We start from the raw sequence: 26520 nt of genomic DNA, 5'->3' as shown, positions 1-26520 counted from the left end.
GAGGCGGACATGGTGGCACTGAAACTCTTCCGACACTCCGGACCGTCATTCGCCGATCTGGTTCCTTATGCGGGCCTGGTCGACAATGGCGTGATCCTTCTGAAGGACGGCTCACTGACGGCCGGCTGGTATTTTGCCGGCCCGGACAGCGAAAGCTCGACAGACTCAGAGCGCAACGAGGTGTCGCGGCAGATCAATATGATCCTCTCACGTCTGGGCTCGGGCTGGATGATCCAGGTCGAGGCTTTGCGGGTCCCGACGATCGACTATCCGGCAGAGGGCGCCTGCCACTTTCCCGATCCCGTCACCCGCGCCATCGATAAGGAGCGCAGGTCGCATTTCGAGAGGGAGAGCGGGCATTTCGAGAGCCGACACGCGCTGATCCTGACCTGGCGGCCGCCCGAGCCTCGGCGCTCCGGCTTGGCGCGCTACGTCTATTCCGACACTGCCAGCCGTTCGGCCACCTATGCCGACACGGCGCTAGAGTCTTTCCGGACCTCGATCCGCGAGGTTGAGCAGTACCTTGCCAATGTCGTCTCCATCCGCCGCATGGTGACGCGCGAAACCGAAGAGCGCGGGGGTTTCCGGATAGCCCGCTATGACGAGCTGTTCCAGTTCATCCGCTTCTGCATCACCGGTGAGAACCATCCAGTCCGGCTCCCGGATATCCCGATGTATCTTGACTGGCTGGTCACGGCCGAGCTGCAGCACGGTCTGACGCCGACGGTCGAGAACCGCTTCCTCGGCGTCGTCGCCATTGACGGCTTAGCCGCGGAGAGCTGGCCGGGGATCCTCAACAGCCTCGACCTGATGCCGCTCACCTATCGGTGGTCGTCGCGCTTCGTTTTTCTCGACGAGCAGGAGGCACGCCAGAAGCTGGAGCGCACCCGCAAGAAATGGCAGCAGAAGGTGCGGCCGTTCTTCGATCAGCTTTTCCAGACCCAGAGCCGTTCGGTGGATCAGGACGCCATGATGATGGTGGCCGAGACGGAGGACGCAATCGCCGAGGCATCGTCGCAGCTCGTCGCTTATGGATATTACACGCCGGTCATCGTGTTGTTCGATGAACAGCAAGAACGGCTTCAGGAAAAGTGCGAGGCGATCCGTCGATTGATCCAGGCCGAAGGATTCGGCGCCCGGATCGAGACGCTGAACGCGACTGACGCCTTTCTGGGCAGTCTGCCGGGTGTCTCCTATGCCAATATCCGCGAGCCGCTCGTCAATTCGCGCAATCTCGCTGACCTCATTCCGCTGAACTCGGTCTGGTCCGGAAGCCCCATCGCACCGTGCCCGTTCTATCCGCCGGGATCGCCGCCGCTCATGCAGGTCGCCAGCGGCTCGACGCCGTTCCGCCTGAACCTGCATGTCGATGATGTCGGGCATGCGCTGGTCTTCGGCCCGACCGGCTCGGGCAAATCGACTTTGCTGTCGCTGATCGCCGCGCAGTTTCGGCGCTATGCGGATGCGCAGATATTCGCTTTCGACAAGGGGCGGTCGATGTTGCCGCTGACACTCGCCATCGGCGGCGATCACTACGAAATCGGCGGGGACGCGTCCGGAGAAGGGGAGGGGGCTTCGCCGCGACTGGCCTTCTGCCCGCTCGCCGAACTCGCGTCGGACGGCGACCGCGCCTGGGCGGCGGAGTGGATCGAGACGCTCGTCGCCCTGCAGGGCGTCACGGTTACGCCTGACTATCGCAACGCCATTTCCAGGCAGTTGGGCCTGATGGCGGAATCGCGCGGCCGCTCGCTCTCGGACTTCGTCTCCGGTGTGCAGATGCGCGAGATCAAGGATGCGCTGCACCACTACACGGTCGATGGACCGATGGGCCAGTTGCTTGATGCCGAACAGGACGGACTGGCGCTCGGCGCTTTCCAGTGCTTCGAGGTCGAGGAGCTGATGAATATGGGTGAGCGCAATCTCGTCCCGGTCCTGCTCTATATGTTCCGGCGGGTCGAGAAGCGGCTGACGGGGGCGCCCAGCCTCATTATTCTCGATGAGGCCTGGCTGATGCTCGGTCATCCGACGTTCCGCGACAAGATACGTGAATGGCTGAAGGTTCTGCGCAAGGCCAACTGCGCAGTCGTGCTCGCCACGCAGTCGATCTCCGACGCCGAGCGCTCCGGTATCATCGACGTGCTGAAGGAATCCTGCCCGACCAAGATATGTCTGCCCAACGGCGCGGCACGCGAGCCAGGGACGCGCGAGTTCTATGAGCGCATCGGTTTCAATGAGCGACAGATCGAGATCGTCGCCACCGCACTGCCGAAACGCGAATATTACGTCGCCTCGCCGGAGGGCCGCCGGCTGTTCGATATGTCGCTCGGTCCCGTAGCGCTTTCCTTCGTCGGTGCGTCCGGCAAGGAGGACCTGAAGCGCATCCGCGCCCTTCACTTCCAACACGGGGCGGATTGGCCCAAGCACTGGCTCCAGCAAAGGGGGATCGCCCATGCCGAAACACTTTTCCAGGCCGCTTGAAGCGGCGCGCGCCGCCATGATCACGGCCATCATCGTCCCGGTCGCTCTGCCGTTTACCGCATATGCCGGCGGCGTTACCGGACAGGCCACCGAATGGACCCAACTCGCCAACAATGCGGAGCTCATTAGTCTCGTCGGCAAGTCCGCCGAGCAGGTGAACAATCAGATTACCCAGATCAGCCAGCTTGCCGAGCAGATTCAGAACCAGATCAACATCTACAAGAATCTGCTGCAGAACACCGCGCAACTGCCGGCCCATATCTGGGGCCAGGTCGAGAACGACCTCAACAAGCTCCAGAACATCGTCGCGCAGGGGCAGGGCGTCGCCTTTTCGATGGGCAACATCGACGACGTCGTGAAGCAGCGCTTCCAGAGTTTTGCCGACATGAAGAGCAACCTGCCGGGCGGCCAGAGCTTCTCAACGACCTATCAGAACTGGTCCGACACCAATCGCGACACCATCGCGGGCACACTGAAGGCGGCTAACCTCACGGCCGAGCAGTTTTCTAGCGAGGAATCCACCATGTCCTCGCTGCGCTCGATGTCGGAGAGCGCCGACGGCCAGATGAAGGCCCTGCAGGTGGGGCACCAAATCGCCACCCAGCAGGTGGCACAGATGCAGAAGCTGCGTGGGTTGGTGTCGCAGCAGACCACGATGATGGGAACATGGTTTCAGTCGGAACAGGCGAGACAAGACCTCGCCCAGGCCCGACGCGAAAAATTCTTCAACGCGCCGACCAATGACATTCGCGGCGGCCAGACGATGGAGCCGCGCTGGTGAGCCCGCGCATCCTCATCGTCCTCGCAGTCGCGGGTCTGGTCGCCTTCGGAGCCGGCATGATCGTCTGGGTGGTGGTCCAACCGGATGCTGCGACTGAAACACCGGCCGGGACGTCCGGTTCTGGCGCAGCGCAGCGCGACCACCGGGAGCGCTTCCTCGGCGGCGACCCGGATCGCGACGTGCGCGGCGGGCAGGAAATGAAGCCGCGATGGTAGTCGTCCGCCCGTCCCGCAAGCTCGAAACCGCTTTCATCGTCATCGCGATCCTGGCTCTTGCGACAGCGCCGACGCTCGCACAGCAAGGTTCCGTGCTCACCACGTTGGAGAACCAGGTCGTCACCGCCGCCAAGGGCTGGGAGACGACGATCATGAACGCGGCACGGTCCCTGTTCTGGATCCTCGCGGGGATCGAGATCGGTATTGCTGCCGTGTGGCTGGCTATCAATGCGGCAAGCCTCGACGCGTGGTTCGCCGAGCTCGTGCGTCGGATCATGTTCATCGGTCTCTTCGCCTTCATCCTCGATCGCGGCCCGGCGCTCGCGAAGGCGGTGGTGGACAGCCTGTTCCAGATCGGCGCCGGCGGGGGCTCCGCGTCGCCGGCCAACATCTTCGATGCGGGTATCCGCGTAGCCTCCAAAATGTCGGAACAGGCGAAGTTCGGGCTGTGGGAGGACAACGCACTGGCGATCGCCGCGGTCTTCGCGATGATCGTTGTCGTCGTCGCTTTCAGCCTCGTCGCCGCGATCTTTGTCGCCGTCATGGTCGAGATGTATGTGGGCCTCCTCGCCGGCATGATCATGCTCGGCTTGGGTGGCAGCTCCTATACCAAGGATTTCGCGGTCCGTTACCTTGTCTATGCCTTCTCGGTCGGCATGAAGCTGATGGCGTTGGTGATGATCGCGAAGATCGGATCCGACATTCTGATAGGGCTGGCCGAGGCGCCGACGGCGACCTCCGACCAGTTCATCACCACGATCGGCATCGCCGGCATCTCCGTTGTGGTTTTCATCATCGCTATGTATGTGCCGCCGATCATCCAGGGCGTCGTGCAGGGCGCATCGGTCTCAGGCGGCATGGAGGCGATCCGCCATGGTGGTCAGACGGCCGCCTTCGCCGCCGGTGGCGCCTTCCTTGGCGCGGGCGCCGCGATGAAGGGGGCAGAATCAGCGAGCTCGGCGAGGGCAGGGGGATCGTCGATGGCGGGAGCAGCCCTTCGCGGCATGGCGTCCGGCATCGGCAACGCCGGATGGGCGGCAAGCTCTGCGGCACGAGAAAAGGCGATCGCTTCGCCCGGCGCCTATGCCGGCTCTCTGCTCGGCCTCGCCAATGCCAAGCTTGATCAGACCCGGCAATCCGGCAGGCCCTCGGCGCCTCCTCCGCCTCCACCCGTCAACGAAAACAAGTAAGAGGCTGACCGCGCATGGCCGGACGCACCCCGCCCGACAATCCCTATATCGCAGCGAGAACGGAATGGAACGAGCGCTACGGCTCCTATGTGAAGGCCGCCGCGGCCTGGCGTCTGGTCGGCGTCACCGGGATGACCATGGCGGTGGTCGGCTTCAGCTACGCTCTCTACCAGAGCACTCAGGTCAAGCTGGTGCCCTATATCGTCGAGGTCGACAAGCTCGGCACGGCCTCAAGCGCCGGTTTCCCGCAGCAGATCGAGTATGCCGATCCGCGTGTGGTGCGCGCCACGCTTGGCAGTTTTGTTTCGAACTTCCGGTCGGTGTCGCCGGATGCTGTCGTGCAGAAACAATATATCGACCGCACCTATGCGCTGCTTCGGACCTCGGACCCTGCGACAGAAAAAATCAATGCCTGGTTCCGCTCCTCCTCACCCTTCGAGAAGGCGAAGAACGCCACCGTCGCCGTCGAGGTCAACAACATTGTCGCGCTGTCGAACCAGTCCTACCAGATCGACTGGACCGAGTTCGAGCGCGATCGCCGCGGCAAGGAGACCGCCACGCGCCGGTTCCGCGGGATCGCCACCGTGACGCTTACACCGCCGCAGGACGAGGGCGTCATCCGGCTTAACCCGATCGGACTCTATCTTAGGGATCTCGACTGGACCGCGCAGCTTTGAAAGGCATGGCCCCGAACATGAACATTCGACTGAGACGTTTTCCGGCCAGGCTGGCTGCCGCCGCGATCGTTGCCGCAATCGTGCCGTTGCCGACTTCTCTTTCCTCCCGCGCGCTCGCAGCTGATGGCGTCACCGCCAATGAAGCGAAGGGGATGGGGATTTCCACCCAGTGGCGCGACTCACGCGGGCTTGTCACGAAAGGACCGGACGGGAAGGTGATCTTCCTCTATGGCGAAGTGCAGCCCTCCGTCGTCTGCTCACCTTTGCAGGTCTGCGACATCGAGCTCCAGGGCGGCGAGGTCGTTCGCGACGTACTCGTCGGCGACACCGTTAGGTGGAAGGTTGAGCCCGCAACATCGGGAGCGGCAGGAGGGCAGGCGATCCACCTGATCGTCAAGCCATCGGAGTCCAACCTTGTCACCTCGATGGTGGTGACCACCTCGCGTCGCACCTACCATATCCAGCTCAAGTCGCACCAGACACAATACATGGCACGTGTTGGCTTCGAATATCCGGAAGACGTGTCCATCAAGCTCGCTGACATCAACGCGCGGATGGAAGCCAGCACCATTCCCGGCGCCGGCGTTCCCGCCGAGCAACTGAATTTTGCCTATTCTGTATCGGGCAATGCAGGGTGGCGGCCGACGCGCGTCTATTCGGACGGGGAGAAGACTTACGTCCAGTTCCCGCGCACGATCTCCGGCCAGGATGCGCCCGTGCTGTTTGTCGTCTCCGGTGGTCAGAACCGCATCGTCAACTATCGGATGAAGGGCGACATGATGGTGGTCGACTACCACGTCGACCGCGCGGTCCTGGTCTCCGGCGTCGGCTGGAGACAGGAGAAGGTGACGATCCGGCGGGGAGGGCGGTGATGCGAAGCTTCCCCTTTCTCGCGCGCGCCTTGCACACCCTCCGCGGCCCTGCCGCCGCCTGCGCCCTCGCCCTTCTCCTTTCCGGATGCCAGTCGCGCGGAACGGAAGAATTGACCTCCAGCAATGCCCCTGCCGAGATCTCAGGCCAGGCGGCGAGCGCGATCGCCGGCGATATGGTGAGCAGGCTCGCCGAGCAGATCGGCCCCGGGACCACGACTGTCTCGCTAAAGCAGGACAGCTCGCCTTTCGGGCAGGCGCTCGAGGCAGCCCTGAAGGGCTGGGGTTATGCGGTGGTGACCGACCAGAAGACGGATGGTGCTGCGCGCACCGTGCCGCTCGCCTATGTCGTCATTCCGTTCGAGGGGCAGCTCCTGGCCCGCCTTTCTACGAACAGCGTCGAGCTTGGCCGCGCCTACACCGTCACAACGACGGGTGCGCAGCCGGCGAGCGCACTCTCAGTCATGAAGCGCGGTTAGGGGAGGGCGGTCATGGTTCAATCGCTCAAGCTCGGCGGCACTGCCAACGACGAGACAGGCTCTGGCATGCGCCGGATTAACCGTCTGCCGATCATCGTCGTGGTCGTGCTGGTCGTCGCCTTCCTTGGTGTCATCTTCTACGGTCTGACATCGAGAGGGCTATATTTCCGCGACACCGGACCGGACACAAGCTCCGGCAATCCGGCGTCAACCTTCGCCGACCAGATCAAACGTGGGGTCTCGGACGGCATCATCGGCGAACCGCAGCAGGTGACGACGCTGCAGCCGACGCCGGTCGAGACGCAGGAAGAGAAGCGCTCCGTCAATCCATTCACGCCGCAGCCCGGTCAACGGGAAGACGCGCGGCCGGAACCGCAACTGGAATCGGAACAGGTCTGGCGCGCCCGCTTGCAGCGCGAGCAGGAAGAGCAATATCTTCGTGAGCGGCAGCGCCAGAGAATGGCCCGGCTGCAGGCCAATGACGCCGCCTATGATTCGCCGATCGCGGTCGACCGCGGCAAGTTCGCTGGGCGAGGAGCGGACACAAACGACACGGCAGCAGCGACAACGAACGGGGTTTCCACTGCGGTGACACCCGGAGCGCCCGACCTCTACGCGGCCGCTCTTCGTGCCGGTCTCGGCGGGCAAAATGTTGATCCGAACGGCCAGAAGTCGAAGGAGGATTTCTTCAATGCCGACCTCAAGGAACTTGGCTACCTGCCGAACCGTGTCGTCCCCCAACAGTCGCTCTACGAACTCAAGCGCGGCTCAGTCATTCCCGCGACATTGATCACCGGGATCAATTCCGACCTTCCCGGGCGCATCACCGCCCAGGTGAGCCAGAACGTCTACGATTCAGCGACGGGACACCGCCTCCTGATCCCGCAGGGTACGAAACTGTTCGGCCGTTACGACAGCAAAGTGTCGTTCGGCCAGAGCCGGGTGCTGGTCGTCTGGACCGACATCATCTTCCCGAATGGCTCGACGCTGCAGATCGGCGGCATGTCCGGGACGGACGCGCAGGGCTACAGCGGTTTCCGCGATAAGGTGGATCGGAAGTGGCTCCAGACGTTTGGTTCGGCCATCCTCATTGCCGTGATCGGCACGGGGATTGACATGGCGGTTCCGCAGAGTTCGACACTGGCGACGCAGGATACGGCCTCCGATGCGGCGCGTCGGAACTTTGCCGAAACCTTCGGTCGTGTCGCTGACCGGACCATCGAGAGAAACATGGACGTACAGCCGACGATCGAGATCCGGCCTGGTTACAAATTCAATGTCCTTGTCGATCAGGACATTGTTTTCCCCGGAACATATCGATGAGACGCGTGCCCAGTCTCAACGACCCTGCCGCGTTCGGGGAAATAACACCGTGACAAAAGTGCCCAACCGATCGCATCACACCCCGGGAGCCAGAGATGTGCCAAGTCCAAACAATTTCGTTGCTTTCGGGAAAGCGATACCATCCACGGCCATCGCGATCATCGCCAGCCTTTCCGGCCACGACACCGGGCTGAACCCGATTTCTTTGACAACTTGCGGCGAACCTGACGATCAAATGGTTTCATAGGGTAAGGCTTTCAAAGCATCGAGCAACGCTGCCCGGAATTCGCTAACCAAGCGCGGCGGCGGGCTGTCAGTCGGAAGAACTATAGCAAAATGGTAGGGGACAACCGGATCAAAGGAGCGCTGAATAACCTGATTTGCACTGTAGTAGTCGGCAGTGAAGGGGTCGACAATGCCAACCCCCATTCCCCTGCTTACCAGATCGCAGAGATTCAGTGCCAGACTACTTTCTATCCTGCGGTTACAGTGGACGCCGCAGCTGTCCAGTGCGGCGTCTGTCTGCATCCGTAGAAGGCTCACCGGAGAGAGGCAAATCAATGACTCTCCTTCAAGGTCCGTCGCATGAACAGTTTCCTTGTCTTCGAGACGATGCCCCGGCGGCAGCAGGCAGACGGCACGAAACGAAGGGACAGGTTCAATGGTGAGACCAGGATAGTCGCCAGCCAATATCGATATTCCGAGATCGTAGTGCTGGAGCGAGACCAATTCGAGGACCGTCTGGGAGGGAACCGTGTCGAGGTAGACCGACACGTCGGGCCGATCGGCGATGAACGTCTGGATGACGCCGGACATAAAACTCAGAGCCGGCGCCGTATAACAGGCGACCCTTAGAGACCCCATGTGAGACTTCTTCAGTTCAGCCGCGACTTTGTCGATGTGCTGAATCCCGTTGAAATGTCGCGACACTTCCTTGAACAGAATACCGGCCTCCCGCGTAGGACGTAACCGGTTGCCCGTTCTTTCGAAGAGGCTGATCCCAATTTCCTCTTCGAGATCCCTGATCAGCCGGCTGATCGCGGGCTGCGTGATCCTCACCAGATTCGCTGCTGACGTCATACCTCCTGTCAGCATGACTGCCCGGAACGCTTCTAACTGACGCGATTGAATCATTGCTTTCTCCATAACAAATACACATGGGCGCATGCCTATTACTGCCCTTGCGATATGGAAGGCAAGCTTTTAGTAACAATAGAAAACTGGGTCCTACTCTCGAAGAATGTACCGCGGTGGCCACGTGAACACGTGTTTCACCTTTGAGAATGAAAGCCGGACAGGTGCCGGCTGCGCCATTCTCGGCCGTGCTAACGGCACGGTTTTTCGCTGCATCGCAAGGGATAGGGAATGATAGAACAAGGGAACGCGAATGGACGGTACGCAGCCCACCCTGGTGGCAGAAGATATCCATAAGAACTTCGGAACGCTTGAAGTTCTGAAGGGCATTTCACTCACGGCCAATAAAGGCGATGTGGTTTCGATTATCGGCAGCTCCGGGTCCGGTAAGAGTACTTTCCTGCGCTGTATGAATTTCCTCGAAACCCCGAACAAGGGCCGTATCGCTGTCGGGCAGGAAGAGGTCGTCGTCAAAACGGATGCGGCTGGCCGATTGATCGGCGTCGATCGCAAAAAGATCGAACGCATGCGGATGCAACTCGGCATGGTGTTTCAGAGCTTCAATCTGTGGGGACATATGACTGTCCTGCAGAACGTCATGGAAGGCCCCGTACACGTTCTCAAGCAGCCCAAGGGCGACGTGCGCGACCGTGCAATGGATTTCCTGGACAAGGTCGGTATTGCCGACAAGCACGACGCCTACCCGTCTCAATTGTCAGGTGGGCAACAACAGCGCGTCAGCATCGCACGCGCACTGGCTATGCAGCCGAGCGCGCTTCTCTTCGACGAACCAACCTCTGCCCTCGATCCGGAATTGGTGGGTGAAGTCCTGAAGGTGATCAGGAAGCTCGCCGAGGAGGGGCGGACGATGGTCGTGGTGACGCACGAAATGGGTTTTGCTCGCGACGTATCGAGCAAGGTTCTCTTTCTCGAAAAGGGGCAAATCGAAGAGCAGGGAACGCCGCAAGAAGTGTTCCAGAACCCGACGTCACCAAGGTGTCGGGCCTTTCTCTCCAGCGTTCTGTGAGCGCGCAAGCGCGCAGAAGAGTCAACACTCGAAATAAAAAAATAACAGCAACAGAGGTGAACGTTATGAAATTCTTCAACTTAAATGCGCTTGCGGCAGTTGTGACCGGCGTCCTCGTCGCGGCAGGCCCCTCACAGGCCAAGGACTACAAGAGCATTACGATTGCAACCGAAGGATCCTATGCGCCGTACAACTTCAAGGATGCGGGCGGAAAACTGATCGGCTTCGACATCGATCTCGGAAACGACCTTTGCAAGCGCATGAACATCGAATGTAAATTCGTCGAGCAGGCTTGGGACGGGATCATTCCTTCTCTCACGGCGGGTCGTTACGATGCCATTATGGCGGCGATGGGAATTCAGCCGGCGCGCGAAAAGGTCATTTCGTTCTCCCGCCCGTATCTCCTCACGCCGATGACGTTCCTGACGACAGCGGACAGTCCACTTCTGAAGACCCCGGTGGCACTCGAGAACCTTCCGCTCGACAATATCACCCCCGAGCAGAAAACCGAGTTGGATAAGTTCACCAAGGTTTTCGAAGGCATGAAGTTTGGCGTTCAAGCCGGTACATCTCATGAAGCGTTCATGAAACAAATGATGCCGAGCGTGCAGATTTCCACCTATGACACCATCGACAATGTCGTAATGGATCTGAAGGCCGGCCGTATCGACGCGAGCCTGGCTTCGGTCAGCTTCCTGAAGCCGCTAACGGACAAGCCTGACAACAAGGACCTGAAGATGTTTGGTCCGAGGATGACGGGGGGAGTGTTCGGCAAGGGTGTCGGCGTTGGCATCCGCAAAGAGGATACCGATCTCAAAGCCTTGTTCGACAAAGCAATTGATTCCGCGATTGCCGATGGGACCGTTCAGAAGCTGTCTCAACAGTGGTTCGGTTACGACGCGTCTCCCAAGCAGTAATTACTTTCAATAGGAGCGTCGGCACTCGTGTGGCCGGCGCTCTATCTGTTTAGCAAGCTTGAGGCGTGGTCGATGGACTTGACACTATTGCAATGGGGAGATGCCGGCTGGGGCGATGAATTGGTGCGCGGGGCGATGATGACTGTTGTCGTCGCAGCCTGTTCGTACCTTTTCGGAATCATCTTTGGTTCGATTTTCGCTGCGGCAAAACTATCCCGTTTCTGGTCACTACGCCTGCTCGGTGACGTCTATACGACGGTCGTTCGCGGCGTCCCTGAACTGCTCATCATCTTTTTGGTATTCTTCGGTGGCGGCACACTCCTGCGCACCATCGCCAATGGACTGTTCGGATACGAGGGGTACATCGAGCCTCAAATCTTCGTGATCGGCGTACTCTGCATCAGTGTGAGTGCCGGAGCATATGCCACCGAGGTCATTCGCGCTGCCGTTCTCGCTGTTCCCCCCGGCCAGATCGAAGCGGCGAAGTCCATTGGGATGGGTCCGTGGCTGCGGCTGCGGCGGGTGCTGATCCCACAAGCGGCTAGGTTCGCCCTCCCAGGCCTTGGAAATGTCTGGCAGTTCACGCTCAAGGACACGTCGCTAATTTCCGTTGTCGGCCTGGTCGAAATCATGCGGACAGCGGCGATGGGGGCAGGTTCGACGAAGCAGCCCTTTACCTTCTATATCACCGCCTTCGTGATCTTCCTTGTTCTTTCCTCCGTGTCAAATCGGGGCTTTCTTAAAGCTGAAAAGTGGGCGAACCGCGGTGTGAGGAGCCAATAATATGGATATTCAACTCATCATCGAGTCGTTCCCCAAACTCATTGCTGCCGTCCCCACGACGCTGGCGCTCGCGTTCATATCGCTCCTCATCGGATTTGTTGTTTCGGTACCTGTCGCGCTTATGCGGCTTTCGAAAAACCGCATCGTTTCTTCGGTAGCATACGGCTACGTCTACCTGATCCGATCGACCCCACTTCTGGTGCAGATGTTCCTGATTTACTACGGGTCGGCTCAGTTCAGAGGGTTTCTCACGGAAATTGGTCTGTGGTCGTCGTTCCGCGAACCGTGGTTTTGTGCGATCCTCGCTCTGGCCCTCAATACCGCGGCCTATACCAGCGAAATCATCCGGGGCGGCATACAGGCGGTTCCTCTCGGGCAGATCGAAGCGGCGCGCGCTGTCGGCATGTCCACAGTTCTCCAGTTTAGGAGAATCGTGTTCCCGATCGCCATCCGGCAAGCGTTGCCGGCCTATGGCAACGAAGTCATGCTCATCATCAAATCGACGTCGCTTGCTTCGACAATCACTATCGTCGAAGTGACCGGTCTGGCGAAGCAGATCATCTCGGCCACCTACAGCCCGGTCGAAGTGTTCATCGTCGCCGGTGCGATCTACCTGTTCATCACGTTCATTGTCAGCCGCCTGGTCATTCTGGCGGAGTGGTGGCTCAATCCGCACATGCGCGCCCGGGTGGGCGGAACGGCTCCGAAGGCCGTGGAGACGCATTAGAACTTGGAAATCCCCGTTGGGTTACCGATCGAAAGAGTGCGCTCGGGCGAATGTCGACGTAACATTCAAATCTTAGGGTTTGAATGTTACGTCGCTTTGTATTGGTGAGCGGAGATGTCGTATCAAATAGAAATTGGAAGCATCCGCTGTTTTGTCGTTGCCGCTGAAGAACTACATTTCCGCAGAGCCGCGATCCGACTGAACATGTCGCAGCCAACGCTCAGCCAGCAGATCAAGCGGCTTGAAGAGCTTATGGGGGTGCAACTGTTCATCCGCTCTACGCGGCGCGTGGAGCTGACGCGTGCGGGAGCATCATTCCTTGATCACGCGCGCGAGATCCTTTTGAAAATCGACGAGGCGATCCTCAATGCCAAGCTGGAAGCCGGCGGTCTCAGTCCCGGCGGAGAAGAGCTGATCATCGGAGCGATCAGCCCGGCCACCAGTCAATTGCTCCCCTTGATCTTGAGCCGTTTCCGGCAAAGGTTTCCCAGGACTAGGCTTGTCATCAAAGAGGTCGATTCCATAGAGCTTCTGCGAGGGATCGAGCGCGGTGACTTCCATGTCGGGTTGATGCGACCGCCATCCAACAGCAATCTGGTACGGTTTCAGCACCTGTTGTCGGAACGATTTGTTGCCGTCATGCCCCGCCAATCGGTACTTGCGAGAAAAACCGCGTTGAAATTATCAGATTTCGCCGGACACGGTGTTTTCGCGCTCAAGCGCTTCGAGCTATCGTGTTTTGAGACTGTATACGAACAACTTGTCGGCGCCGGCCTGCTGATCGAGAACGACATAGCGGTCTCCGACACCAATACAGCTCTGGCCCTGGTGACTGCCGGCGTCGGGATCACGTTCCTGCCGGAGTGGGTGTCTGCGATGGCCCCCGACGGCGTTGTTACCCGAGTTGTGGACGATATGTCCGTCGAGATTTCGATGGCCGTGGGCTGGAATCCAGATTGCCCGGTTCCAGGGATACTGCCTTTCGTCGAGTTTGCGACGTTGGCTGCGCAAAACCTGATTTCAGCACGAAAATAGCGGCGCTTGTGAAATTCTGAATGAACAAAGGGAGCCCCTGGAGGAGGCATCCCTTCCAATAGCCGCACTTTCAGACGACCGTTCATACTAACTGATTACCATCACAGGACCATTGCCGCTACAACCGGCCGGCTTCTTCGGCGATGACTTGATCCAGTTTCCCGGCATCAACCCGTTCACCTTTCGCCAACAGGCGGTGATGAACGCGATCGACGAGCTGGCTGCGGATGCGCTGTTCATAGGTCAATGCCCGCGATGCCAGTTCCCTGCGTGTCTGCTGCGACCACACCTGGTCCTGACGCTGGCGTTCGATGCAGAAATTGAAGTCGTCTGACTTTCGGTTCCCGCGTTCGCGGCGTTGTTCCGCGGTCGCCGCCTCGTCGATCTTACCGTCCCGGTCGAAGACGACAGCATAGACGTCGGCGGCCCGCTCCGGGGAAATCATGCCGTTTTCGATCTCGCGCGCGATCGCCGCCACATCCCGCTCAAGAGGTTCGCCGAACGCCCCGCCTGTGGAACTGGTGATCCTGAGAATATCGCCCTGTCCGAGCTCCAGCACCGAGATCTTGCCGACCGATCGCTCATCGGGTCGGCCAGGATTGACGATTGCCTTACCCAGAAGACCGATCTCTCCCCCCTTGAAGCCCCACGGCGCGAACACAAACCGGTTCAGGTTTCTGACCGTTATGACCGCGCGATTTGACGTGTTTTCCATTTCGATTTCGAGCGCGGCGCCGCTGGCGAATCTTCCCGCGCGGCGACTGTCCGGCACGAGGCGGAGCGCCCGCATGACCAGCACCGTTTCGATCTCGATGACTTCGACTGGCACGCTGCGCTGTGAGTAGCGTACTTCCGATCCGTCCAGGCCGTCAACGCCACGGCGGGCACCGCCGCCGCCGTCGATCGTACCCACCACGTTGACACGGTCACGGCCTGTACGAGGATCGGGAGCCGAAACGACGATAACCCCGCTCATACCGCCACCGGCTGCGGCAAGGCCCTCCGGTAGTGCCTGATTGAGGCACCCCAGGATAACGTCGTAGGCGCGTGTCGCTGATGCAGCACGAGACCCGCCGGATGCGGGATAGACCGCGTTGAGAACCGTGCCGCGCGGAGCATGGCCGTGGATCGCCCGCAAGATACCGGAGTTGCGCGGCGTCAGCGGATCAACGGTCAGGATGTAGGCGTAAAGGCACTGGATAATGTAGGGGTGGGTGGTTGCCCCCGTTACCAGGTTGTAGGCGGCCGCCAATTGCGGATCCGTGCCGGTAAAATCAACCTCGATCTCGCTGTCCTTCACCGTCATGGTCACGCTGAAATAGGCCAGCTGACCATCATGGATCCCTTCAAGATAGTCCGAGAAGGTATATACACCGTCCCGAATCGTCCTGATCACCGCGCGGGCCTTGGTCTCCGCGTAGTTGATGACGTCCTGCATCCCCTCCTCGACACTCTCACGATCATATCGCTCGCAAAGCTCGCTGACGCGCCGGTCCATGCTCTTCAGGCCCGAGATCATGGCCTGAATGTCGCCCCACAACTCGGTCGGAATTCGGCTGTTGTCCTGGAAGATCGACTTGATCGCTTCGTTCAACACCCCTCCTTCGTAGAGCTTCATTGGCCTGACACGGAGGCCCTCCTGGAATACTTCCGTGAAGGCTGGCGAGATACTTCCTGGAACGGCGCCGCCGATATCGGACGCATGGACAAATGCCCAGCCGATCGCGATCAGCTTCTCGTCGTAGAAGATCGGATAAAGCAGCGTAACGTCCATCAGGTGCGTCACCAGACCGTCCGTGGCAAAGGGATCGTTGGTGATGATGATATCGCCTTGCTTCAGGTTCTCCCGGCCGATGGCATCCAGCGTCGGCTTCAACGGGGAGCCGACGAAGACATTGACGCCAGACAACATCGGATAAGCGAACATTTCGCCTTCGGCAGTCGCAATCGCACACTGATAATCCTGCACGATCTTAACGAAAGTCGTGTGGGCGGTGCGGTAGATCGCGGCAGAGGCTTCTTCGACAATCGCGTTGAATCGATTGTTCATGACGGCAGTACGAACGGCATCCATTGATCAGCTCCGGGTCATGAGAATTGCGCCAAAGGCTCCAACGCGGGCAACGAACTCTGGCGGAACGACGATCGTCGCATCACGCTGCTCGATGACGGCCGGCCCCTGGATCGCATCGTTGGGGGTGAGAGATGCGCGATCGAAGACGCGTACCTCGGGAATGAGTTTGTTGTGGAAGCGCATCGAACGAACCGTTTTGAGCGCACCGCCAGCCCCGAACGTTTCAGGTGTTGTGGGCTGAGGTATCGACATCGATCCACGCACGCGCATGCGCAGGTCGACGAATTCGACTGGCGCCGCTTTGTCGGCATGGCTGTAGATCCGTTCGTGCTCTTGGTGGAAGGCGGCATGCATTGCGGCAATGTCGTGCGCTTCGATCGCCGTATCCGGCAGCCGCACGTCAACCTGGAAGGACTGCCCGACGTAGCGCATCTCAGCCCAGCACTCGAACGTTTTCGACACGAGACGCTCCGGCGGTGCCTGCCGCGATAACCATTCGGCTCCCTGCTCGCGAAGGACCTGAAACTTCTTCGCGATGAGAGAACCATCGATATCAAGGCCGTGGACGGTTTCGAGCGCGTCATTGCTCAAATCAGAGACAAGGCCCCCGAGGGCACAGAATACGGAAGGTGTCGCCGGCACAAGAACGCGGTTCACGCCGATCTCGGCCGCAAGGAGCGGCCCCTGGATCGCGCCAGCTCCGCCGTAAACGAGCACCGTCAGATCTTCGGGATCGACGCCCTGGCGTGCGAGATAAGGCAAGACACCGGCCACCATGTTGGAGCTTGCGACGGTGACGCACATTTCCGCGGCGCTGAGCACGTCCGTCTTGAGAGTCTCCGCAATCGGCGCCATAGCGCGTTCGGCGGCATGACGATCGAGCTGCATATCGCCGCCAAGAAGGGCTTCAGGCAAATAGCCCGCAAGTAAAAAGGCATCGGTCAGCGTGGGTTCCGTGCCGCCTCGGCTGAAGCAGGCAGGGCCAGGATAGGACCCAGCACTGCGCGGGCCGATACGCAACACCCCGCCATCAATCGTGACGACCGAACCGCCGCCTGCGCCGATCGCCTCGATGCTGGTAACTGGCATGACAACCGGAAACTCACCCACCTCGGCCGAAGTCGAGGTGAGAGCTTCGCCATCGCGCACGAGCGAGATGTCAGTGCTGGTGCCACCCATGTCCATGGTGAGGATGTTGTGTTCGCGCAAGGCGCGGCCGAGATATTGCACAGCCGTCACGCCAGACGCCGGACCCGACAGAAGTGTATGGATGGGGAAGTTGCGCGCCTCACTGGCGGCCATCGCACCACCGTTCGAGCGTGTGACGAAAAGTTGCGACCCTGGCAACCGTTCAGCCACATAAGTTTCGACCGCGCCGATATACTCGTTCATCCGGCGCTTCACGAAAGCGTTGAGCACACTGACGATCGCTCTTTCGTATTCTCCGATCCGCGGCCAGATCTCGCTGGACAGGCTGACCTCGGCATCTTCGCCGACCGCTTTACGGATAGCCCGCGCGACCGCTTGTTCATGCTGCGGGTTGGCGTAGCTGTGAAGCAGCGCGACCGCATAGCCGGCAGCACCTGCGTCGGCTACACGACGGGCAAGTGCCTCGACTGCTGCCTCGTCGATCGAGGTTCGAACCAAGCCGCCGCGCAGCAGTCGTTCCTCAACCTCGAAAACCATCTCGCGATCGATCAGCGGCCTGGTTCGGGTCTCGAACAGGTTCAGAGGGTTGCGGACGCCGATCCGCTGCAGTTCGAGCAGATCCCTATATCCCTTCGTTACGAAGAACGCGATCTTCGGGCCTTTTCGCTCGATTACGGCATTCGTGCTGACCGTGGTGCCGTGCATGACGAAGGCCGCCTCGCCCGGCTCGGGCGCGAGCCGTTCCAGTAGTTTTTCAAATCCCTCGCGGAAACCGTTTTCGAAAGCGGGAGGAGTCGAAGGAACCTTCAGAGTGACGATCCTGTCCTCTCCTTCACGCCACCCGCAAAAATCTGTGAACGTCCCACCGATATCAACGCCGATTCTAAGCATCTGCCGCTCACCCTCGCTTCTTCAGTTGGTCGGCCTGCGGGGTATTTCGATCTATTCTGATCTGCATGAAACCTGTCTCCGTTCTGGAATGATCATCGCGATATTTCAGCGATGAATACGCTGCTCACTCCGCTTGGAGAATTTGCATATCCCACCGATTGATTGGCAACGGCAATCAATCGGAACGGATGAGACTCGCCTGCTTTATAGAAACTGAGGGCGACGAAGGTGACTGAGATCGCGTCCTGTCGCTCGCGACGGCCCTAGGACCATGCCGCCTTCATAACATTTGAACATCGCCGTATGCCTATTACTACCCTTGTAGCATGGACGGCAACGCCTTATCCCTAAGCTGGAAGGCAAGAATTCCAAGATAGCCAGATCTGCAATCGACCCGCTTCACATGGTGATCATCTGTTCAAGACTGATGAAACCGAAGCAAAGAAGGTCCTCAAAACTTGGCCGTCAAACGGCGACAGCTGGACACACTGTATAGCCGACCGCACGAGGATTGAAGGATGCGTCTGGCTCACTGGGGGCTAATGGCCACGGATCGAACGTTTCGCCCGGGCACGGAAGCCTTCGTATTGTGAGAAGGTTAAATGGATCACGAGTTCGAGACGGCCATTGTTGGCGGCGGCGTAGTGGGCGCCGCAATTGGATACGGGTTAGCCAAGTTGGGGCGCCGGGTGATCATCATCGATGGCGCGGACGATGCGCTGCGTGCGTCCCGAACAAATTTCGGCCTGATCTGGGTTCAAGGCAAGGGCGACGAATATCCTGAATATCATCGCATCACGCGGCAAAGCGCTGAGCTGTGGCCAGGTTTTGCCTCCGAGTTGAAAGAGCTGACCGGTGTCGACGTAGAGTACCGCCGCAACGGTGGTTTGCTCTTTTGTGTGTCGGAAGCTCAGGCGGAAGAAGAAAAAGCCATCGGCGAAAAGATGGCTGCCATTCATCCTGACTATCGTTTCGAGATGCTGGAGCGCTCGCGCCTTGAGCGCATGCTTCCCGACATCCGTCTCGGGCCGAAGGTGTGTTCAGCGTCGTTCAGTCATATGGACGGTGACGTCAATCCTCTCCTGGTCCTTCGCGCTTTGCTGGAGGGATTTGTGCGCCTCGGTGGAACCTTGGTGACGGGCGAACACGTCGACAGCATCGCGCCCACGCTTGGTGGCTTCCGACTGGCAACGGATGGCCTCACGATAGAAGCGGAGCGGGTGATTATTGCAGCGGGAAATGACTCCATGGCTTTTGCCAAGAGCCTGGACCTTCCACTTCTGCTCGTTCCGGAAAAGGGGCAGCTTCTCATCACGGAACGGGTCGCCCCGGTATTTCCTTACGCCGCCAGCGGTATTCGTCAGACTATGACGGGCACGTTTCAGCTCGGCGTTACGAATGAACGTGTGGGCCGGTCTACCGATGTGACAGCTGGCGGCGCACGTCATATCGCCAATCGCGCGATCAGTGTGATGCCTGACGTCGGCGCGTTGCGTGTCATAAGGCAATGGGCGGGACTCCGCGTGCTGACCCCGGATGGGGTGCCGGTCTACGATCGGTCGCGGCGATACCCCGGCATCCATGTCGTCGCATGCCATTCCGGCGTCACCCTTGCCGCTCTGCATGCGGGTCCTTTTGCCGATTGGTTGGCAGCCGATGGAAGGGAGCCATCCTACGACGCTTTCCGCGGCAGCAGATTCAAGATGGGGATCGCGGCGTGACGAGTGAAGTTCTCTTTCCCTCCGGCCCAAGCGTGGAAATCACCATCGACGGTCGAACTGTGACCGCTCGTGATGGGGAGCCTCTGGCCGCCGTCTTTCTGCGTCTGGACGACATCCATACGCGGACCTCCTTTCCTTCCGCCCAGCCCAGGGCGCCCTACTGCATGATGGGCGTCTGTTTCGAATGTATCGTGTACATCGAAGACATCGGCACGATCCGAAGCTGTCAGCAAACGGTTCAAGCCGGCATGAGGGTCGAACGCCATGACCATCCGAAGAGGCTGAAATGAACCCGAATTCGAGCGCCGACCTGTTAATCGTCGGAGCTGGCCCCGCTGGCATGGCCGCCGCGAGGCGAGCTGTGCGCGGCGGCCTATCCGTCGTCTTGCTGGATTCGCAATCACAGCCCGGAGGTCAGATCTGGCGTAATGCCGGCAGCAACGCGACGAGCCCGGTCATAAACGTTCTGGGGGCGGAATATCGACGCGGCATCCGGCAAATCGAAGCATTCCTGGCCAGCGGCGCCGACTACATTCCGGAGGCTCAGGTAAGCAGGCTCAGCCAGGGTTGGACGGTGGAATATGTAAAGGGTGGAGAAATTCGTTCTGTCATGGGACGGCATCTCTTGCTCGCTATGGGCGCACAGGAACGCCCGGTTCCGTTCACCGGCTGGACGCTACCCGGCATCATGACGGTCGGCGCCGCACAGATTCTCCTTAAGACGGCGGGCCAACTGCCACGGGGGCCAGTTGCCGTGGTCGGGAGCGGACCTCTTCCCCTACTATACATGCAGCAGATGCGGCTCGCCGGGACAAAGCCCGTCGCTTATCTCGATACGACCCCTCGGGGTCTCATCAGCCGTTCGCTGCGCGGTTTTCGCGGGGCGCTAAAGGAGCCCGGCCAAATCCTGAAAGGGATTGCCTGGTTACCGCAGTTCAGTGGCGTTCGGCACGTACGCAACGTGGTCAAAATCAGCGCCGAAGGAAGCGGACGACTGGAAACTGTACGGTTCGAAACTTCAAACGGCAGGTCCGACCGATTGGAGGTCAAATCCCTTCTTGTACACGAGGGGCTGGTGCCAAGCCATCAGTTGGCCGTGTCGGTCGGCGCGCAACTGATGTGGGATGTCGGCCAGTCAGCGTTCCGGCTTGAGCGCGACGAGTGGATGAACGCAGGTCCGGACGGACTGTACATAGCCGGGGACGGTGCTCGGATCGGCGGCGCCGTCAATGCCGAGATCGAAGGAGAGATCGCCGCGACCGGTATCCTTCTTCGTGACGGCGCCCTGACGGCCGCTCAGGCGAATACCGAGACAAAACCGCTGAGAGCACAGCATGGCCGGCAAAAGTCGTTCCGGCGATTTCTGGATGGGGCCTACCCGCCGAATATTGCGCGGACCCAGCCGGACGACGAAACGATCGTCTGCCGGTGCGAGGAGTTGAGCGCGGGCGTGTTGAGGGAAGCTGCTGTCCGTGGCGCTTGCCGAGGCCCTAACCAGCTGAAGAGTTTTACACGCGCGGGCATGGGTCCCTGTCAGGGAAGGCAGTGCGGCTACCCGGTGCACGAACTGGTGAAGTCCGTCGCCGGTCTGACCGCTGGCGAGGTCGGCCTGTTCAATCCGCGGCCTCCCTTCGTTCCCTTAACGGTATCGATGCTTGCAGCTCAGCAGGCCGAGGAAGTCGTTTCAGCGTCGATACATGAGTGATCGTTCTGACATCGCCACAGCGTGGTGACCAGATTTGCAGTCAAGAAATGAACGCCTCACGGCGTCGCAAGGAGAATGAGTTGAAGACGTGCCAAATCCCGGGAGCCCCCGTTCAAAGCGGCGCATCCCAACCCGGATGCCTGATGGGGCCTGATGCGTTTCGGACTGCCGGCTTGTCGCGAGCTTTGACGGAACTGGGCTGGGCCGTCACTGATCTCGGAGATGCGACGCCGACGGCGGAGCCCGAAATCAGTCACACCAATTCCGCGGTGAAGAACCTCGATGCTCTGGTGGGATGGACGCGCAGTCTCTCCAAAAAGGCGCTGGAGATGGCCCGCAGCTGCGATCTTCCGGTTTTTCTCGGCGGCGATCACTCAATGTCTGCCGGTACCGTTTCCGGGGAGGCCGAACGAGCGGCCGAACTCGGCAGGGAGCAATTCGTCCTCTGGCTGGACGCGCACCCAGACCTGCATACCCTACACACGACTGCAAGCGGCAATCTTCATGGCACGCCGGTCGCCTACTATACGGGCCAGCCTGGCTTCGAAGGACTACCGCCGCTGGCCGCGCGTGTGGATCCCCGCAACGTATCCATGATGGGAATTCGCTCGGTCGACCCGGAAGAAAGGCGCCGGGTTGCCGAGATCGGTATCGAAGTCTCCGACACGCGGGTTCTGGACGAGCAAGGGGTCATACGCCCGCTGGGCGTCTTTCTTGACCGCGTGAGCAAGGCCAAGGGCAGATTGCACGTCAGCCTCGACGTCGACTTCCTCGATCCCGGGATTGCGCCGGCGGTGGGCACCACGGTTCCGGGCGGGGCGACTTTCCGAGAGGCACACCTCATCATGGAGATGCTCCATGACAGCGGTCTCGTCACCTCGCTCGACCTTGCGGAGCTCAATCCGTTTCTGGACGAGCGAGGGCGCACGGCCCGACTGATGACCGATCTTGCCGCGAGCCTGTTCGGCCGGCGCGTGTTCGACAGGGTGACAACAGCATTTTGACCACCGGGTGTGGCCCGGTGCGATCGAGGTTTGCCTCTCGCATTGAGACAACCCTTCGAAACCAGGAGGAAGAAGATGAAGGTTGGAATCGCCGGAGCAGGATCGATCGGCATTGGGTATGCGGCGTTCCTCTTGCAGAATGGACATGAGCCATTGATCTGGTCGCGTTCACGCGAAAGAACTGCTGCTTTCTCTGCCGGCGCACCGGTGAAGATCACGGGTGCGATCATCACGGAGTTCCACCCGCATATCTGCACGAACGCCCAGGAATTGGCCGAAGCCGATGTGATCGTGCTGGCGCTGCCCGCCTATGGTCACCGCTTTGTTCTCGACGCTCTTCTGCCGCACCTCAGCGCACGTCATTCGGTGATCATCAGCGCCCATCTTTCCTTTGCGGCGCTCTACCTCGCCAAAGGGTTGGCCGAGCGTGGAATCGAGATCCCAATCACGGCATGGAGCACAACTGTGCTGACATGCAAGCTGCGGGAGGCGGATACGTTCAACATCGGCGCCATCCGGGCAAAGGTCGATATGGCGACCGTGCCGGCACGTTTCGCAGGACGGGCGCACGAAACCTGTGTCGCTCTGTTCGGTGATCGCTTCGACGTGAAGGACGATATCCTCACGATCGCATTGAGCAATCTCAATCCCCAGGACCATATGGGCATCGCGCTGTGCAATCTGTCACGTATCGAGCGAGCTGAGGAATGGGGTCAGAACACCAACGTCACGCCTGCCGTCGGCCGCTTCCTTGAGGCGCTCGATCTGGAGAGGCTGGCAATCGCTTCCGCCTTCGGCAAGACGGTCCGATCCACCTTCGATCACTTCCGATTGTCGTTCGACATATCCGGCCAATCCGTTTCGGAAATATCGTCGATCCTGGTCGAGCGCGGAAGCGACCCGGCAGGCCCAAAGAGCGTTGATACTCGCTACGTGCTCGAGGACGTTCCCTTCGGTCTGATCCCGACCCTGCATCTGGCAAAAGCAGCCGGCCTGTCTGCACCCTTGCATGAAAGCGGCGTGCAGATCTTAAGCGCCTGCTACGGACGCGACTTCTCCGAAGAAAACGACCTGCTTCCAGACCTCGGCCCGCTCGATCTGCCCACGCTCAGGAAACGGGTAATCGCCGGGTACGCGATCACGGACGAACCCGTGTGATCCGGGCTCGTCCGACAGTCTATCAAACCAATGAAGGGGGCCAAAAGATGCCCGCAATTGCCAACCTCAACATCGTTCCGTTCATCAGTGTTGAGAACATGATGGACCTGGTGGTCAGCACCGGGGTCGAGAACTTCCTTGTTCAACTGGCCGGCTACATTGAAGAAGATTTCCGGCGCTGGGAAAGCTTCGACAAGATTCCACGCATCGCCTCGCATTCGCGGGACGGCGTGATTGAACTCATGCCGACGAGCGACGGCACCCTCTACGGCTTTAAATACGTCAACGGCCACCCGAAAAACACGAAGTCGGGACGCCAGACGGTGACCGCGTTCGGCGTGCTCTCCGATGTCGATAGCGGCTATCCGCTGCTGCTGTCGGAAATGACAATCCTGACGGCCTTGCGAACGGCCGCAACCTCCGCGATCGCGGCAAAATATCTGGCGCGTAAAGATGCGCGCACGATGGCGCTGATCGGCAACGGTGCCCAGAGCGAGTTCCAGGCGCTCGCCTTCAAGGCGCTGCTCCATATCGATCGGATACGGCTTTACGATATCGACCCGGAGGCAACAGCTCGCTGCAGCCGCAATCTCCAGCGGTTCGGGTTTCAGATCGAGGCGTGCACCTCTGCGGAACAGGCGGTCGAAGGTGCCGATATCATTACGACAGCGACGGCCGACAAGCACAACGCCACGATCCTGAGCGACAATATGATCGGGCCCGGCGTCCACATCAACGGCGTCGGCGGCGACTGCCCAGGCAAGACCGAGATGCACCGCGATATCTTGCTGCGTTCGGATATTTTCGTGGAGTTTCCGCCACAGACCCGGATTGAAGGCGAGATCCAGCAACTCGCGCCAGATCATCCTGTGACGGAACTTTGGCGCGTAATGACTGGCCAGGACGTCGGCCGAAAGAGCGACAAGCAAATCACGCTTTTCGACAGCGTCGGATTTGCGATCGAGGATTTTTCGGCGCTGCGCTACGTCCGCGACCGCGTTGAGGGATCAAGCCACAGCAGCCCACTCGACCTAATAGCCGATCCGGACGAGCCTCGAGATCTCTTTGGAATGTTGCTGCGTCGTCAGGCTTTCCGAACTTTGGGAAGTTGAAGAGATGCCAATAGCGCGTGGACCGTCGAGCATCTAGAACGGGCTCTATGGGGCTTGCACATACAAACGAACGATCGAATGAGTCTTTCACGCTCTTACAAACATACAAATATTCTAATAAATGCTCTTTTCTCTTAGGTTTACCCGCCAATATATCCTGTCAAACACTGGATATTTACAATTGATTACGGAAAATGACAAACCGATCAGGAGCGCAAAATTTAAGGCAGCCACGCTATTGACCGGGGCGATGACGTTGGACAAGCCGTTTTAATTTTGGGATGGATTGAACTTTAAAGTTGAAGGAGCCACTCAGCCGCCGGCTGCTAGAGTTTTAATGAGCTAAGCACGTACGTCAGAAACCACTGTTGGGCGTACAAAAGTCGCCTCAGGTCACTGTCAGCCAGCAAGAGTTTCTTGCCACAACGCAACTGACGTTTGACATAAATTCCTTTCGGAACTCAATCAGATATCTCATATTCTCTCTCAACCAAAATATTCGATAATGGCTCTCGCTTCATCCTCAACTTCTCTACCTGTCCCAGCCGCAGGTCATCATCCGCTTCCCTTGACTGTAGGTGTCCTCGGTTCTGGTCACGCTGGGACTGCATTAGCGGCTTGGTTCGCCTCTCGGCACGTTTCCACGGCTCTGTGGGCACCAGCGGATCATCCAGGATCGATCTCAGCAATCAAAGCCAACGAAGGAGTCGTCACCACCGAGGGAGTGATCAACGGTTCATTTACGGTCTCAGCCTCTGATGATCTGCTCGCAGTTATTCGCTCCAGCCATCTACTGATTATTGTCACCCGTGCGGACGTTCACGACAGCTTCGTCAGTGAACTAGCCAACTTCAACGGTGAACTCGCAGAAAAGGATATTCTCGTCGTCTGCGGCCATGGGTTTTCCATGAAGTACGAGAGGCAGCTGCAATGCAAGCGAATACTCGAGACGGATAATTCGCCCACAACGTCTAAGCTATCGGATAAAAAAAAATGTAAGGTCAACATCAAGGAAATGAAAGCTTCTTTCGGACTGTCGTGTTTCCCAATTCATCGAAATGATGTTGGCGTCATCGATTTACCCGAAGATATCAAGATCATCTTCGCCCAGCTATTTACGGCTAGGATCATCCCCATCCCACCATTGCAGGTGCTGTTCTTTTCCAACTATATCACTCATGCGATTGCCGCTGTTATGAACATCGGAAGATTGCGCGACCCTGTCAATTCCCTTACCAAAAGAGCTGAGCAGTGGCTTCTTGAACTAGACGAGCGAACCCCACGAGCCGAGACGGACTTTTTCTTTTATGGTGAAGGATCCAACACTTACGTTTGCAATGTTCAAGAGCAGGTAGACCAAGAGCGCCGGAAGGTTGCCAAAGCGTGTGGGTTGCATCTCAATTCTCTCTTGCAGGAATGCAATGATGAATATGGCACTAATTATGCGACCCTAAGGGAATATTGCCTCGCACCATCACCTCATAACGTGCATTATGCATGCCCTGACAACATGGAACATCGTTATTTTTCTGAGGAATTATGCTCATTGGAGGATATCGCGGCAATTGCAACTATTACCAAAATCGAGATGCCCCTCACCCGCGCGTTCATCAATATTATTCATGCGGGAAAGGCAAACTTTCCGCCAACTGACAAAACATCCAGCGTGATTGGTAACTTCAGGTCAGGAGACTTGATCCGCTTTGGTGCCACCATACTTGTTAAGGATGAGATGATGAAGTAAAGAAGACGTGCGCCACGCAGTTCGTTCCAACCTCTTGTAATAAAGTTCATAAGTCCGCACCCCTATCACCGTATTGCGATGCATCTAATATAATTTCTGTTGAATTATCATATTTATGTAAAATGTAACGCGTATTTTTCTTATCAAGTGTGTTTTTTGTGCTTTCGACTTTGTTATTTTTATGTTTTCTATATTAATCTAGCAACAAAATAAAGGATGTTAATTTCGTATAAAATCAAATTTTTCCTAGAGGAAATCCCCTCACACAGACATTCTTAACTACTAATTATCACAATCCGGAATTACTTTATATTACAATACAAAAAC

At 58.8% G+C, this 26520-nt stretch carries 23 protein-coding genes; 20 read left to right on the top strand and 3 right to left on the bottom strand.

Annotated elements, in window-relative coordinates; all coding sequences use genetic code 11:
* Positions 1–9: 9 nt before the first annotated feature.
* From JZX89_RS21440 to trbI, 8 genes are read left to right on the top strand one after another with little or no spacing between them, the layout of a single operon-like run.
* On the top strand, positions 10–2478 hold the full coding sequence (locus JZX89_RS21440; RefSeq protein ID WP_207135308.1) for a conjugal transfer protein TrbE: 2469 nt from the start codon (positions 10–12) through the stop codon (positions 2476–2478).
* Positions 2450–3259: a P-type conjugative transfer protein TrbJ gene (gene trbJ, locus JZX89_RS21435; protein ID WP_012654967.1), complete on the top strand. Its 810-nt coding sequence runs from the start codon at positions 2450–2452 to the stop codon at positions 3257–3259. Before JZX89_RS21440 ends, trbJ begins: the two co-directional genes overlap by 29 nt.
* A complete protein-coding gene (gene trbK, locus JZX89_RS21430) occupies positions 3256–3474 on the top strand; it encodes an entry exclusion protein TrbK (protein ID WP_012654966.1) in 219 nt (72 codons plus the stop codon). Before trbJ ends, trbK begins: the two co-directional genes overlap by 4 nt.
* Positions 3468–4664: a P-type conjugative transfer protein TrbL gene (gene trbL / locus JZX89_RS21425; RefSeq protein ID WP_012654965.1), complete on the top strand. Its 1197-nt coding sequence runs from the start codon at positions 3468–3470 to the stop codon at positions 4662–4664. Before trbK ends, trbL begins: the two co-directional genes overlap by 7 nt.
* A 14-nt stretch (positions 4665–4678) precedes the next feature.
* Positions 4679–5341 carry a conjugal transfer protein TrbF gene (locus tag JZX89_RS21420; protein WP_012654964.1) on the top strand — a complete coding sequence of 221 codons (663 nt, stop codon included), beginning with the start codon at positions 4679–4681 and terminating at the stop codon, positions 5339–5341.
* A 17-nt stretch (positions 5342–5358) separates the two neighbouring features.
* Positions 5359–6213 carry a P-type conjugative transfer protein TrbG gene (gene trbG, locus JZX89_RS21415; protein WP_041724026.1) on the top strand — a complete coding sequence of 285 codons (855 nt, stop codon included), beginning with the start codon at positions 5359–5361 and terminating at the stop codon, positions 6211–6213.
* Positions 6213–6689 carry a conjugal transfer protein TrbH gene (gene trbH, locus JZX89_RS21410; protein WP_012654962.1) on the top strand — a complete coding sequence of 159 codons (477 nt, stop codon included), beginning with the start codon at positions 6213–6215 and terminating at the stop codon, positions 6687–6689. Before trbG ends, trbH begins: the two co-directional genes overlap by 1 nt.
* Before the next feature lie 12 nt (positions 6690–6701).
* Positions 6702–8012 (top strand): IncP-type conjugal transfer protein TrbI, encoded by a 1311-nt coding sequence (gene trbI, locus JZX89_RS21405; protein WP_012654961.1) that lies wholly within the window; start codon positions 6702–6704, stop codon positions 8010–8012.
* A gap of 231 nt (positions 8013–8243) precedes the next feature.
* On the opposite strand, the gene JZX89_RS21400 is transcribed toward trbI, so the two are convergent.
* On the bottom strand, positions 8244–9146 hold the full coding sequence (locus tag JZX89_RS21400) for a LysR family transcriptional regulator (RefSeq protein WP_041723969.1): 903 nt from the start codon (positions 9144–9146) through the stop codon (positions 8244–8246).
* A 253-nt stretch (positions 9147–9399) separates the two neighbouring features.
* Between JZX89_RS21400 and nocP the strand changes: the two genes are divergently transcribed.
* The 5 genes from nocP (at position 9400) to JZX89_RS21375 (ending at position 13635) form a co-directional block, all read left to right on the top strand.
* Positions 9400–10173: a nopaline ABC transporter ATP-binding protein NocP gene (gene nocP / locus JZX89_RS21395; protein ID WP_012654959.1), complete on the top strand. Its 774-nt coding sequence runs from the start codon at positions 9400–9402 to the stop codon at positions 10171–10173.
* 65 nt (positions 10174–10238) lie between these two features.
* Complete coding sequence (gene nocT, locus JZX89_RS21390; RefSeq protein ID WP_012654958.1) at positions 10239–11090, top strand: nopaline ABC transporter substrate-binding protein NocT; 852 nt, start codon at positions 10239–10241, stop codon at positions 11088–11090.
* Positions 11091–11162: 72 nt separating this feature from the next.
* The gene (gene nocQ / locus JZX89_RS21385) at positions 11163–11873 is read left to right on the top strand and encodes a nopaline ABC transporter permease NocQ (RefSeq protein ID WP_012654957.1); all 711 of its coding nucleotides are present in this window, start codon (positions 11163–11165) and stop codon (positions 11871–11873) included.
* A gap of 1 nt (position 11874) precedes the next feature.
* The gene (gene nocM / locus JZX89_RS21380) at positions 11875–12600 is read left to right on the top strand and encodes a nopaline ABC transporter permease NocM (protein ID WP_012654956.1); all 726 of its coding nucleotides are present in this window, start codon (positions 11875–11877) and stop codon (positions 12598–12600) included.
* A gap of 114 nt (positions 12601–12714) precedes the next feature.
* Entirely contained in the window at positions 12715–13635 is a 921-nt protein-coding gene (locus JZX89_RS21375; RefSeq protein ID WP_012654955.1) for a LysR family transcriptional regulator, read from the top strand.
* Positions 13636–13753: 118 nt separating this feature from the next.
* Here JZX89_RS21375 and JZX89_RS21370 read toward each other — a convergent pair whose 3' ends face one another.
* Together JZX89_RS21370 and JZX89_RS21365 are read right to left on the bottom strand one after the other, a co-directional pair.
* Positions 13754–15709, bottom strand: coding sequence for a hydantoinase B/oxoprolinase family protein (locus tag JZX89_RS21370; protein WP_012654954.1), 1956 nt, complete (start codon positions 15707–15709; stop codon positions 13754–13756).
* A 3-nt stretch (positions 15710–15712) separates the two neighbouring features.
* Positions 15713–17749: a hydantoinase/oxoprolinase family protein gene (locus tag JZX89_RS21365; protein WP_045231689.1), complete on the bottom strand. Its 2037-nt coding sequence runs from the start codon at positions 17747–17749 to the stop codon at positions 15713–15715.
* 602 nt (positions 17750–18351) lie between these two features.
* Between JZX89_RS21365 and JZX89_RS21360 the strand changes: the two genes are divergently transcribed.
* The 7 genes from JZX89_RS21360 (at position 18352) to nos (ending at position 26193) form a co-directional block, all read left to right on the top strand.
* Positions 18352–19470, top strand: coding sequence for an NAD(P)/FAD-dependent oxidoreductase (locus JZX89_RS21360; RefSeq protein WP_045231690.1), 1119 nt, complete (start codon positions 18352–18354; stop codon positions 19468–19470).
* Complete coding sequence (locus tag JZX89_RS21355; RefSeq protein ID WP_045231691.1) at positions 19467–19760, top strand: (2Fe-2S)-binding protein; 294 nt, start codon at positions 19467–19469, stop codon at positions 19758–19760. Before JZX89_RS21360 ends, JZX89_RS21355 begins: the two co-directional genes overlap by 4 nt.
* On the top strand, positions 19757–21175 hold the full coding sequence (locus JZX89_RS21350) for an FAD/NAD(P)-dependent oxidoreductase (protein WP_045231692.1): 1419 nt from the start codon (positions 19757–19759) through the stop codon (positions 21173–21175). The genes JZX89_RS21355 and JZX89_RS21350 overlap by 4 nt, the downstream gene beginning before the upstream one ends.
* Before the next feature lie 47 nt (positions 21176–21222).
* Positions 21223–22179, top strand: a complete 957-nt coding sequence (gene rocF / locus JZX89_RS21345) for an arginase (protein ID WP_080803215.1) — start codon at positions 21223–21225, stop codon at positions 22177–22179.
* A 75-nt stretch (positions 22180–22254) separates the two neighbouring features.
* On the top strand, positions 22255–23337 hold the full coding sequence (locus JZX89_RS21340; RefSeq protein WP_045231693.1) for an NAD/NADP octopine/nopaline dehydrogenase family protein: 1083 nt from the start codon (positions 22255–22257) through the stop codon (positions 23335–23337).
* A gap of 47 nt (positions 23338–23384) precedes the next feature.
* On the top strand, positions 23385–24449 hold the full coding sequence (gene ocd / locus JZX89_RS21335) for an ornithine cyclodeaminase (RefSeq protein ID WP_045231694.1): 1065 nt from the start codon (positions 23385–23387) through the stop codon (positions 24447–24449).
* 505 nt (positions 24450–24954) lie between these two features.
* Positions 24955–26193 (top strand): D-nopaline dehydrogenase, encoded by a 1239-nt coding sequence (gene nos, locus JZX89_RS21330; protein ID WP_045231695.1) that lies wholly within the window; start codon positions 24955–24957, stop codon positions 26191–26193.
* The last annotated feature ends 327 nt before the right edge of the window (positions 26194–26520 follow it).

The sequence above is a fragment of the Agrobacterium burrii genome (genome assembly GCF_017313405.1).
Lineage (GTDB): Bacteria > Pseudomonadota > Alphaproteobacteria > Rhizobiales > Rhizobiaceae > Agrobacterium > Agrobacterium burrii.
Note: the sequence above shows the minus strand (reverse complement) of the source record. Positions and strands in the feature narration are given on the sequence as shown.

What these genes read in the sequence shown, in the direction of transcription:
- nocP (WP_012654959.1), top strand. Translation starts at nt 9,400, where the DNA reads ATGGACGGTACGCAGCCCACCCTGGTGGCAGAAGATATCCATAAGAAC.
- nocQ (WP_012654957.1), top strand. Translation starts at nt 11,163, where the DNA reads ATGGACTTGACACTATTGCAATGGGGAGATGCCGGCTGGGGCGATGAA.
- JZX89_RS21375 (WP_012654955.1), top strand. Translation starts at nt 12,715, where the DNA reads ATGTCGTATCAAATAGAAATTGGAAGCATCCGCTGTTTTGTCGTTGCC.
- nos (WP_045231695.1), top strand. Translation starts at nt 24,955, where the DNA reads ATGGCTCTCGCTTCATCCTCAACTTCTCTACCTGTCCCAGCCGCAGGT.
- nocT (WP_012654958.1), top strand. Translation starts at nt 10,239, where the DNA reads ATGAAATTCTTCAACTTAAATGCGCTTGCGGCAGTTGTGACCGGCGTC.
- trbL (WP_012654965.1), top strand. Translation starts at nt 3,468, where the DNA reads ATGGTAGTCGTCCGCCCGTCCCGCAAGCTCGAAACCGCTTTCATCGTC.
- trbH (WP_012654962.1), top strand. Translation starts at nt 6,213, where the DNA reads ATGCGAAGCTTCCCCTTTCTCGCGCGCGCCTTGCACACCCTCCGCGGC.
- ocd (WP_045231694.1), top strand. Translation starts at nt 23,385, where the DNA reads ATGCCCGCAATTGCCAACCTCAACATCGTTCCGTTCATCAGTGTTGAG.
- nocM (WP_012654956.1), top strand. Translation starts at nt 11,875, where the DNA reads ATGGATATTCAACTCATCATCGAGTCGTTCCCCAAACTCATTGCTGCC.
- JZX89_RS21350 (WP_045231692.1), top strand. Translation starts at nt 19,757, where the DNA reads ATGAACCCGAATTCGAGCGCCGACCTGTTAATCGTCGGAGCTGGCCCC.
- JZX89_RS21340 (WP_045231693.1), top strand. Translation starts at nt 22,255, where the DNA reads ATGAAGGTTGGAATCGCCGGAGCAGGATCGATCGGCATTGGGTATGCG.
- trbJ (WP_012654967.1), top strand. Translation starts at nt 2,450, where the DNA reads ATGCCGAAACACTTTTCCAGGCCGCTTGAAGCGGCGCGCGCCGCCATG.
- rocF (WP_080803215.1), top strand. Translation starts at nt 21,223, where the DNA reads ATGAACGCCTCACGGCGTCGCAAGGAGAATGAGTTGAAGACGTGCCAA.
- JZX89_RS21370 (WP_012654954.1), bottom strand. Translation starts at nt 15,709, where the DNA reads ATGGATGCCGTTCGTACTGCCGTCATGAACAATCGATTCAACGCGATT.
- JZX89_RS21365 (WP_045231689.1), bottom strand. Translation starts at nt 17,749, where the DNA reads ATGCTTAGAATCGGCGTTGATATCGGTGGGACGTTCACAGATTTTTGC.
- JZX89_RS21440 (WP_207135308.1), top strand. Translation starts at nt 10, where the DNA reads ATGGTGGCACTGAAACTCTTCCGACACTCCGGACCGTCATTCGCCGAT.
- trbG (WP_041724026.1), top strand. Translation starts at nt 5,359, where the DNA reads ATGAACATTCGACTGAGACGTTTTCCGGCCAGGCTGGCTGCCGCCGCG.
- trbI (WP_012654961.1), top strand. Translation starts at nt 6,702, where the DNA reads ATGGTTCAATCGCTCAAGCTCGGCGGCACTGCCAACGACGAGACAGGC.
- JZX89_RS21420 (WP_012654964.1), top strand. Translation starts at nt 4,679, where the DNA reads ATGGCCGGACGCACCCCGCCCGACAATCCCTATATCGCAGCGAGAACG.
- JZX89_RS21360 (WP_045231690.1), top strand. Translation starts at nt 18,352, where the DNA reads ATGGATCACGAGTTCGAGACGGCCATTGTTGGCGGCGGCGTAGTGGGC.
- JZX89_RS21400 (WP_041723969.1), bottom strand. Translation starts at nt 9,146, where the DNA reads ATGATTCAATCGCGTCAGTTAGAAGCGTTCCGGGCAGTCATGCTGACA.